7 protein-coding genes are annotated in these 9,926 nt (G+C 69.3%); 2 read left to right on the top strand and 5 right to left on the bottom strand.

The window, feature by feature from the left end:
• Window positions 1–163: 163 nt before the first annotated feature.
• The 4 genes from AC6EI8_RS20140 to AC6EI8_RS20155 all read right to left on the bottom strand — a co-directional run bounded on the left by AC6EI8_RS20140 (window position 164) and on the right by AC6EI8_RS20155 (window position 6,218).
• The gene (locus tag AC6EI8_RS20140) at window positions 164–1,258 is read right to left on the bottom strand and encodes a hybrid sensor histidine kinase/response regulator (RefSeq protein ID WP_150081970.1); all 1,095 of its coding nucleotides are present in this window, start codon (window positions 1,256–1,258) and stop codon (window positions 164–166) included.
• A gap of 9 nt (window positions 1,259–1,267) precedes the next feature.
• The gene (locus tag AC6EI8_RS20145; RefSeq protein WP_149317550.1) at window positions 1,268–1,936 is read right to left on the bottom strand and encodes a chemotaxis protein CheB; all 669 of its coding nucleotides are present in this window, start codon (window positions 1,934–1,936) and stop codon (window positions 1,268–1,270) included.
• A gap of 125 nt (window positions 1,937–2,061) precedes the next feature.
• On the bottom strand, window positions 2,062–2,907 hold the full coding sequence (locus AC6EI8_RS20150) for a CheR family methyltransferase (protein WP_226107726.1): 846 nt from the start codon (window positions 2,905–2,907) through the stop codon (window positions 2,062–2,064).
• Window positions 2,908–2,936: 29 nt separating this feature from the next.
• Window positions 2,937–6,218 (bottom strand): hybrid sensor histidine kinase/response regulator, encoded by a 3,282-nt coding sequence (locus AC6EI8_RS20155; protein WP_149317552.1) that lies wholly within the window; start codon window positions 6,216–6,218, stop codon window positions 2,937–2,939.
• 298 nt (window positions 6,219–6,516) lie between these two features.
• On the opposite strand from AC6EI8_RS20155, the gene AC6EI8_RS20160 reads away from it, so the two are divergent.
• Window positions 6,517–7,479 (top strand): DUF808 domain-containing protein, encoded by a 963-nt coding sequence (locus AC6EI8_RS20160; protein WP_498382707.1) that lies wholly within the window; start codon window positions 6,517–6,519, stop codon window positions 7,477–7,479.
• Window positions 7,480–8,012: 533 nt separating this feature from the next.
• Here AC6EI8_RS20160 and AC6EI8_RS20165 read toward each other — a convergent pair.
• Entirely contained in the window at window positions 8,013–8,660 is a 648-nt protein-coding gene (locus tag AC6EI8_RS20165) for a DNA-3-methyladenine glycosylase I (protein WP_498382709.1), read from the bottom strand.
• Window positions 8,661–8,975: 315 nt separating this feature from the next.
• Between AC6EI8_RS20165 and AC6EI8_RS20170 the strand changes: the two genes are divergently transcribed.
• Window positions 8,976–9,926: DODA-type extradiol aromatic ring-opening family dioxygenase (locus AC6EI8_RS20170; RefSeq protein ID WP_498382708.1), on the top strand; the 951-nt coding region annotated here is incomplete at its 3' end.

The raw sequence follows: 9,926 nt of genomic DNA on the forward strand, positions 1-9,926 counted from the left end.
GCGGTGCCGGTGCTGCAGGAGGCGGCGCAGCAGATGGCGCGGGTATTACGGACCGAATGACCAGCGCCCAATGACGCGCGCGCCGAATGAACAGTGCGCAGAGGACCAGCGTCACGGGAGCAGGGTACCCGACGACGGGCGCCCCCAAACGACCAGCGAACGGCTACACACCCCCCTGCCGCGGCACCCACACCGTGAAGGTCGTTCCCGTCCCCTCGCGCGAAACGACTTCGATATCGCCGCCATGCAGCATCGCCAGCTCGCGCGCGATATGCAGGCCCAGCCCCAGCCCCTCGGATTCGGTGGCCGAGCGCCCCGAGCGGAAGGCGTCGAACAGATGCGGCAGCAGGTCAGGCGGGATCGCGCCGCCGTTGCTGACCGCCACCGTCACGCGCTCGTCCGTGCCCTCGACACGCACGCGCACCGGCACTGCCGGGTCGCCATGCTGCAGCGCGTTGCCGATCAGGTTGGCCAGCACCTGCGACAGCAGCCCGGGGTCCACCGTCGCCACCGTATCGCCGAAACGTTCCAGCAGCAGCCGGCCCTTGCCGTGCCGGCTCTCGTGTTCGTCGACGATCGCCGCGCACAGCGCATGCAGGTCCTCGCGCTGCACCGCGGGCTGCATGCGGCCGCCGTGCAGCCGTGCGACGTCGAGCAGCTGATCGACCATCCGCACCATGCGCGTGCCGCTGCGGCGGATGCGCTCGACCGCGGGCGCGGTTTTCTGGTCGTGGCAGAAGCGCTCGAGGAACGAGGTCGAAGCCAGGATCGCCGACAGCGGCGTGCGCAGGTCGTGCGCCAGCACCGCCATCAGCATCTCGTTGGCCTTCAGCAGCCGCTGCGTGGTGGCGAGCTGCTCGGCCAGCTGCTGCTTCTGCCGGGCCAGCTGCACGAACACATCGACCTTGGCGGCGAGGATGTTGGCGTCCAGCGGCTTGTAGAGGAAATCGACCGCGCCGGTCGCATAGCCCTTGAACGTGCGCTGGCTGTCGTAGCCGGCCGCGGTCAGGAACAGGATCGGGATATGGTTGGTTCGGGTGCTGCCGCGCATCAGCTCGGCCAGCTCGAAGCCGTCCATGCCCGGCATGTGCACGTCGAGGATGGCCAGGCCGAACTCGTGCTGCAGCAGCAGGTCCAGCGCCTGCGGGCCGGAGTTGGCGTGCACCAGTTCGACATCGGGTCGCGCCAGCACCGCATCGAGCGCGGTCAGATTGCTGGCGATGTCGTCGACGGTCAGGATCTTGATGGGATCGGACATGGCAAGGTTTCAGTGGACGGCGCGCCGCAGCCGGCTGCCGATCGCTTCCAGGGTCAGCACCTCGTCGACCGCGCCGCGCGCGATCGCCTCGGCCGGCATGGTCTCGGCCGACGCGGTGTCCGGGGCCTGCACCCAGGTTCGTCCGCCGCAGTGGCGGATGGTCTCGAGCCCGCGCGCGCCGTCGTCGTTGGCGCCGCTGAGCAGGATGCCGAGCAGCGCCTCGCGCCAGGCATGCGCGGCGGACTCGAACAGCACGTCGATCGACGGGCGCGAGAAGCGCTCGGGCGGATCGACCGACAGCGCGAAATGCACGCCTTCGGCGCGCTCGCTGCCGAGATTTCCAACGGGAGTACCGACGTGACTGCCGGAGTAAGCGCCACCGTGGCGGCTGTCGCGCTCGACCAGCAGGTGATAGTCGGGCGGCGCCAGGTACAGGTGGCCGTGCCGCACCGGCATCTTGTCCTCGGCTTCGCAGACCGGCAGCGCGCAGCGCAGCGAGAACAGCTGCGGCAGCAGGCTCGGTGTATCCGGCCGCAGATGCAGCACCACGATCAGCGCCGGACGGAAGGCCGCCGGCAGCATCGGCAGCAGCACGTTCAGCGCCTCGATGCCGCCAGCCGAGCCGCCGATGACGACGGCGTCGGGCGCGGGGGACGGGTTGGCGATGGAGGCGTTCATGCGGCGATAAGTCGTGTCAATGCGGTGGAGTCAATGCGGTGGAGTCAATGCGGTGATGTCAATGTGCCGATGTTGAAATGGCGATGTCGATAGAGCGATGTCGATGCGGCGATGCCGGCGCGACTTCACCGCTTGCGATACAACCGGTCCGACGGCATCACCGCCTCGAACGCCTCCGCGTGCGCGCTGAACTGCAGCGTTTCCTTGCTGCCCAGCCCCAGAAAACCGTGGCGCACCAGCGCGTCGCGGAACAGCCCGAGCGCGCGGTCCTGCAGCGCGCGGTCGAAGTAGATCAGCACGTTGCGGCACGAGATCAGCTGCGCTTCCTGGAACACGCTGTCGGTCGCCAGACTGTGGTCGGCAAACACCGCGCGCGAGACCAGGCCGGCATCGAACTTGGCCTTGCCATAGGCGGCGTGATAGTAGTCGCCCAGCGAATGCCGGCCGCCCGCGGCGAGGTAATTGCGGCCGAAGCCGCGCAGCCGGCCGGCGTCGTAGACCCCGGCGCGCGCTTCGGCCAGCGCCGCCGGGTTGATGTCCGTCGCATAGAAGGTGGTGCGCTCGTGCAGGCCCTCCTCGGCAAACAGGATCGCCAGCGACCACAGCTCCTCGCCGGTGCTGCAGCCGGCGACCCACACCGTGATCGACGGATAGGTCTTGAGCACGGGCGCCACATGTTCGCGGATCGCGCGGAAGTAGGAGGGATCGCGGAACATCTCGCTGACCTGCACCGTCAGGTACTGGAACAGCCGCCCGAACAGTGCGGGATCGCGCAGCATGCGGTCCTGCAACTGCGACAGCGTGTCGAGCCGCAGGTCGCGCAGCGCCTGCGACAGCCGGCGCCGCAGCGACGCGCGCGAATAGCCGCGGAAGTCGTGCTGGTACTTGCGGAAGATGCCCTCGAGCAGCAATTCGAGCTCGATCTCGAAGTCGTCGGCGGGCACGGCCGCGAAGGCGTCGTCGGCCGGCATGGGGCCGGTCGAAGGGCGGACGGGAGGGGTCAGCGCGCGTGCAGCCATACCCGGCACAGCGAAAGCAGCTTGTCGATATCGATCGGCTTGGCGATGTAGTCGTTGGCCCCGGCCAGCAGGCAGGCCTCGCGATCGGACGACATCGCCTTGGCGGTCAGCGCGATGATCGGCAATTGCGCGTGGCGGCCATCCTGGCGGATATGCCGCATCGCGGTCAGTCCGTCCATCTCCGGCATCATGATGTCCATCAGCACCAGGTCGATATCGTCGCGGCCGTCGAGAATTTCAAGGGCCTGGCGGCCGTTGCGCGCGATCTCGACCTGCGCGCCGAGCGGTTCGATGACCTTGGACAGCGCGAAGATATTGCGCGCGTCGTCCTCCACCAGCAGCAGCCGGCGGCCCTCGAAGGCATCGTCGCGGCTGCGTACCGCGCGCAGCATGCGCTGGTGTTCCGGTGGCAGCGCCGATTCGACGCTGTGCAGGAACAGCGTGACCTCGTCGAGCAGCCGCTCGGGCGAGCGCGCGCCCTTGATGATGATCGACTTGGAATGGCGGCGCAGCTGCTGCTCGTCCTCGGCCGACAGCTGACGGCCCGTGTAGACGATCACCGGCGGCATCGAATACGAGGCATCGGCCGCCATCTGCTCGAGCAGGTCGTGGCCCGAGCCGTCCGGCAGCGCCAGGTCCATCACCACGCAATCGAAGCGGCGTTCCGACAGCCGCGCCAGCGCCGCCGACACGGTGTCGGCGGTGACGATGTCGATGTCGGCCGATTGCAGCAGCGCGCGGATACTCTCGCGCAGCGTGGCGTCGTCCTCGACCACCAGCACCGTGCGCATGCCGCCTCGCGCCATGCGCGCTTCCAGTTCGCGGATCACGCTGGCGAGGTCGTCGCGGCCGCTCGGCTTGAGCGTGTAGCCGATCGCGCCGCGGTGCAGCGCCGCCTCGGCATGGTCGCTGATCGACACCAGGTGGGTCGGGATATGCCGCGTGGCCGGGTCGCGCTTGAGCCAGTCGAGCAGCGTCAGCCCCGAATGGTCGGGCAGCGCGACATCGAGCAGGATGCCGCAGGGCTGGTATTCGCGCGCCAGCTCCAGCCCCTGCTGCGCGGTGGTCGCGTGCAGGCAGTCAAAGTCGAGTTCGTGCGCCAGGTCGTAGAGGATCCGCGCGAAGGCGACGTCGTCCTCGATGACCAGGATCAGGCGGTTGCCGCGCGAGCGCCGGTCGCGGTCGTCGTCGATCGGTGCCGGGCCGAGCATGGTGTGCAGCGGCGGCGCGCTGATCGTGATCGGAGACGCGCTCTGCGTCGTGGGCGTGGTGTGCGACATCTGCGCCGTGTGCCCTTGTCTTGCGCCGGCGGCATGCGTCGGCGCGGACATCGCGGCGACCGCCTCGGGCACCGGCGCGGGTTGCGGCGAGGTCAGCGCCTCGGTCACGTCGATGCCGCCTTCGGCCGCGACCTGGGCCGCCGCTTCGAGCACCGCCGCCGGGGCAGGGGGGACCGACGAGACGGCCGCCGCCGGCGCGGCCGGTCCGATGAATTCCAGCGGCAGCGTCAGCGTGAAGGTGCTGCCGGCCCCCGGTTCGCTGTCGACCGTCAGCGTGCCGTTGAGCAGTTGCGCCAGCTGGCGCGAGATCGACAGGCCCAGGCCCGTGCCGCCATAGCGCCGGCTGGTGGTGCCGTCGGCCTGCTGGAAGGCCTCGAAGATGATGGCCTGCTTGTCGCGCGCAATGCCGATGCCGGTATCGCGCACGGCGAAGCGCATGCCGTCGTGGCCATCGCGCGTGACCGACAGCGTCACCTCGCCGCGCTCGGTGAACTTGAAGGCGTTGGACAGCAGGTTGCGCAGGATCTGCTGCAGCCGCACGTTGTCGGTCACCAGCGTCGCGGGCAGGTCCGGCGCGCGCTCGATGCGGAACTGCACCGACTTCTGCGCGGCGATCGGCGCGAAGCCTTGCGCGAGGCCGCCGACCAACGCCTCGATGTCGACCGGCTCGGGCTGCACCGTCAGATGGCCGGCCTCGATCTTGGACAGGTCGAGGATGTCGTTGATCAGGTTCAGCAGGTCGGTATTGGCCGAATGGATGGTGGCGGCATAGCGCACCTGCTCGGGCGTCATGTTGCCTTCCTTGTTGTCCTGCAGCAGCTTGGCCAGGATCAGCGCGCTGTTGAGCGGGGTGCGCAGCTCGTGCGACATGTTGGCCAGGAACTCGGACTTGTACTGGTTGGCGCGCTCCAGCGCCCGCGCGCCGGCGGCCAGCTCGGCCTGGTATTGCAGCAGGTCGCGCTTCTGCGCCTCCAGCAGCTGGGTGTGTTCCTCCAGCTGGACGTTGCTCTGCTCGAGCTCGGCCTGCTGCGTCTCGAGCCGCGCCTGCGACTCCATCAGCGCGCGTCCGCGTTCCTCCAGTTCTTCGTTGGAAACGCGCAGCTCCTCCTGCTGGACCTGCAGTTCCTCGGCCTGGCGCTGGGTCTGAGCCAGCAGCGTCTCCAGACGCGCGCGATAGGCGGAGGCGGTCAGCGCCACGCCGGCCGCCTCGGCAACGCGCCCGATCAGTTCGACGGCATCGTCCAGCTTCGGCTGCGCGCTGGCGAAGGCCAGCTCCACCACGCCGACCACATGGCCGTCCGAGGTCAGCGGCGCGGCCAGCACCGCCTGCGGCACGTCGCGCCCCAGCGCCGAGCCGATGCGCAGATAGTGCGAGGACAGCCCGCGCGCCAGCAGCGGCCGGTTCTCGCTGGCGGCTTGTCCGGCCAGCGTCTCGCCGAGCGCCAGGTTCTCCGGCGTGTCCGCCGGCGCGGCCCAGCCCGCCAGCCGCTTCAGGCTGGCGTCCTCGAGCCGGTAGACCACGCCGGCCTGGGCCTGCACCAGCGGCACCAGCGCGCGCAGCAGCGCGGTGCCGACCTCGGCCGGCGTATCGAGTCCGCGGGTCTGCTGGACCACGCGTACCTGGCCCTCCTGCAGCCAGACGAAGCGGCGCATCTGCAGCTGGCTGGCGATATAGCGGTAGATCGCCGCGGCGAGGAACCACATCACCACGGTGCCGCAGAGGCGGTTGATCAGGCCGATGGTCGGATCGCCCCCGCCCGGCGAGAAGATATAGCCGGCCGCCATCAGCAGGGTCGCCCCGGCGGCCGTCCATAGCGGCATCATCGGCCGGTCGACGAACACGCACAGGCAGATCGGCAGCAGATAGAAGATCCACTCGGCGACGCCGAGCGGGGTCAGCAGGTCCGCGACAAGAAGCGCCGCAAGCAGCAGGGGAATGACGAGCGTACGCAGCAGATCGCTGCGCGCAAGGGTTTGGGGCATGGGCGACCGGGTGGAATTGGGGAGAGGCGGGGCGCCGGCGCAACAGCCGCCCGGAGCCTGCGCATGACGCCCCATGCTACAGATCCAAGTGACGTAAAAAAATCAGACAAAATCCGACATGCCCGCCATGCTGGAAGCGGGAGCGGCTATGGCAGTATGGCGCGATGGCGGCGCCACTCGCGGTCCCGGCCGCGGCCCGCGGCGCCTTGCCGATTCTCCAACACCACAGGAGCCCGAACCATGCCGAGTTTCGATCGCCGTACCGTTGCAGGCCAGCTGCCGCAGGGAGGCCGCTGAGATGGCCGGTGCCAGCCTGCTTGCGCTGCTCGACGATATTTCGACGATCCTCGACGACGTCGCCACGATGAGCAAGGTCGCCGCGCGCAAGACCGCGGGCGTGCTCGGCGACGACCTCGCGCTGAACGCGCAGCAGGTGACCGGCCTGAAGGCCGAGCGCGAGCTGCCGGTGGTGTGGGCGGTGGCGCTGGGTTCGCTGCGCAACAAGGTGATCCTGGTCCCGGCGGCGCTTGCCATCAGCGCCTTCGCGCCGTGGGCCGTGACGCCGCTGCTGATGATCGGCGGCGCCTTCCTGTGCTACGAGGGCTTCGAGAAGCTCGCCCACCGCTACCTGCCCGGCCACGCCGAACCGACCGAGCGCGCCCGGGAGGCGGTCGAGCGCGCCGCGCTGCGGCAGGCGGCGGCCAATCCCGCGGTCGACCTGGTCGCGCTGGAGAAGGAAAAGATCAAGGGCGCGGTGCGCACCGACTTCATCCTGTCCGCCGAGATCATCGTGATCTCGCTCGGCACGGTCGCCAACGCGCCGTTCGGCACGCGGCTGGCGGTGCTGACCGCGATCTCGCTGCTGATGACGGTGGGGGTCTACGGGCTGGTGGCGGGCATCGTCAAGCTCGACGATGCCGGGCTCTATCTGAGCGGCCGCGGCAACGGCGTCGCGCGCCGCATCGGCGATGGCCTGCTGCGGCTGGCGCCGATCCTGATGAAGACGCTGTCGGTGGCCGGCACGATCGCGATGTTCCTGGTCGGCGGCGGCATCCTCGTTCACGGCCTGCCGTGGGCGCACCATCTGGAAGAGACCGCCGCGCAATGGCTTGCGGCCATCCCCGGCGTCGGACCCTTCCTGTCCTGGCTGGGGCCGCTGCTGATCAATCTGGTCGGCGGCGTGATCGCCGGCGCCATCGTGCTGGCCGGCGTGATGCTGGTGCAGCGCGGCCGGCGGGCGTTGCGGCCGAGTTCGCACTGACCCGCGCAAGGCGTTTTCACGGCGCCCTGGGGATAACTCCGGGGACAACCCTGTGCCCGTCCTGTGTGCCGCACGAGGGACAAGCGCTGGGCAGCCTGTGGGGCGCCTGTGGACCGCGGACGAACAAGTCCGGCGCGCTCCGAACCCGTTTCCGCGAGGGCATCGGGTTATCCCGTATACGTCGGGTTTTCCCCTAAGCCTTATACAGTCCGCCAGCCCTTGTGCAGCAAGGGCCCGGCGGCCTTATCCACTGTGGAGGGCGCCGTTTACCTACTACTACTATCTACGTATACGTAAACAATCTTTAAAGACCATGGGGCACCGTTGCGCGGAGCGGCGGCTGGATGTGCGTTTACGTACGTAGGGCCGCCAAGCACGTTTGGGCACGTTCGGCAGGTTGGAGACGCCATGTACCTTGGGATGCCCATGCGTCCCAGGCACGCAGCCCGTCCGCCCCAACCGCGCCGACCGCCCCGACCGTCCCAACCGCCCCAGCCGCCCCAGCCGCCCCAACCGCCCCAACCGCGGTCCCGCTACCGCGGCACCTTGAACGCCGCTCGTTTACGTTGCGCTTCCTCGCGCGCCCAGCATCCCTGCTGGTGGTCGTTGACCATGCCCATCGCCTGCATCAGCGCATACATCGTGGTCGGCCCAACGAAGCGCCAGCCACGTTTCTTCAGGTCCCTGGACAGCGCGGTGGCTTCCGGGCAGGTCGTCATCGTGCGCAGTACCTCCGGCGTCAGCACGGCAGGCCGGCTCTTCGGGTCGGGCTCGTAGCGCCACAGATAGGCGGCCAGCGAGGACTCGGTCTCCAGCAGTTCGAGCGCGCGCTGGGCGTTGTTGATCGCCGCCTCGATCTTGCCGCGGTGGCGCACGATGCCGGCATCGCCCAGCAGCCGCTCGATGTCTCGCTCGCCGAAGCGGGCCACCTTCTCGACGTCGAAGTTGGCGAATGTCTTGCGGAAGGCCTCGCGCTTGCGCAGGATCGTCAGCCAGCTCAGGCCGGCTTGGAAGCCCTCGAGGCACAGCTTCTCGAACAGGCGGCGGTCGTCGTCGACCGGATAGCCCCACTCGTTGTCGTGATAGTGGCAATAGTCCTCGAGCGTGCCGCACCAGCCGCAGCGCACCAGCGGCGTGTCGGGCGCCGGTGCGGCCTGCTTGGGTCGGGTGGTGGCGGGCATGGTGGTCATCGTGTCTCCGTTGTCTCGATTGGGGCCGGTGGGGCAGGGTTGGGGCCGGTTTGGGCCGGTTTGGGCCACGTTGGGCCGGGTTGAGCCAAGTGGGGCTGGGTGGGGCCAGGTTGGGACGAGGTCGCGACCCCGCAAGCAAGCCGCCATGTTAGTGCGAGTTCGCCGCCGCTTGCAGGGGACAACGCCGCAACGCTGAATTTCAAAATATTTGACCGAGGCGTCCGCAACGCTTGACGCCGCGACGGTGGGGATTTGTCAAACTAGGCCCGTATTCCCCGCATCCACGCTGTCGAAGAAAGGATCCCCATGTTGCCCGCGCTCTATGTCTCCCACGGTTCGCCGATGCTGGCGATCGAACCCGGCCCGGTGGGCCCGGCGTTCGATGCGCTGGGCGAGCGGCTGCGCGCCTTGCGCCCGCGCGCGGTGCTGGTGATCTCGGCGCACTGGATCTACAGCACGCTGGCCGTGACGACGGCCGAGCGCCAGCAGGCCTGGCACGACTTCGGCGGCTTCCCGCCGGAGCTCTATGCGCTGCGCTACGACGCGCCAGGTTCGCCGGCGCTGGCCGGGCGCGTCAAGGCGCTGGTCGAGGCCGCCGGCATCCCGGGGGCCGGCTTTGTCGCGCTGGACGATGCCAGGCCGCTCGACCACGGCGCCTGGCTGCCGCTGCGGTATTTCTTCCCTGATGCCGACGTGCCGGTGGTGCAGCTGGCGCTGAATCCCTACCTGGACCCGGCCGTGCAGATCGAGATCGGCCGCGCGCTGGCGCCGCTGCGCGACGAGGGCGTGCTGGTGGTTGGCTCGGGCAGCTTCACGCATAACCTGCGCGAAGTGTTCGGCGGGGAACGGCCCGTGCAGCACGGCGGCGCGACCGAGCCCTATGTCGAGGCGTTTCGCGGCTGGATGGCCGGCGCGCTGGACGAGGCGCTGCGCACCGGCGATACCGCGCGCATTTCGCGTTATCGCAGCGAGGCGCCGCATGCGCGCCGGGCCCATCCGACCGACGAGCATCTGCTGCCGTTCTTCGTCGCGCTGGGGGCGGCGCTAGGCCCCGCGGCGGGAACCGCCGGCGCGCCTGTGCCGGCCAAGGCGGCCGAGGTGGCAGAGACGGCAGAGACGGCAGAGACGGCAGAGGTGGCACAGGTCGCCAAGGTCGCCGGGGCCGCCAAGGTCGCGCGTGCGACCGATGCGGTCACCTACGGCGTACTGGCGATGGATACCTTCGTCTTCGAAGGCATGGGCGTGGCCGCCGCGACG

This window comes from Cupriavidus sp. R6-3, from assembly GCF_059772245.1.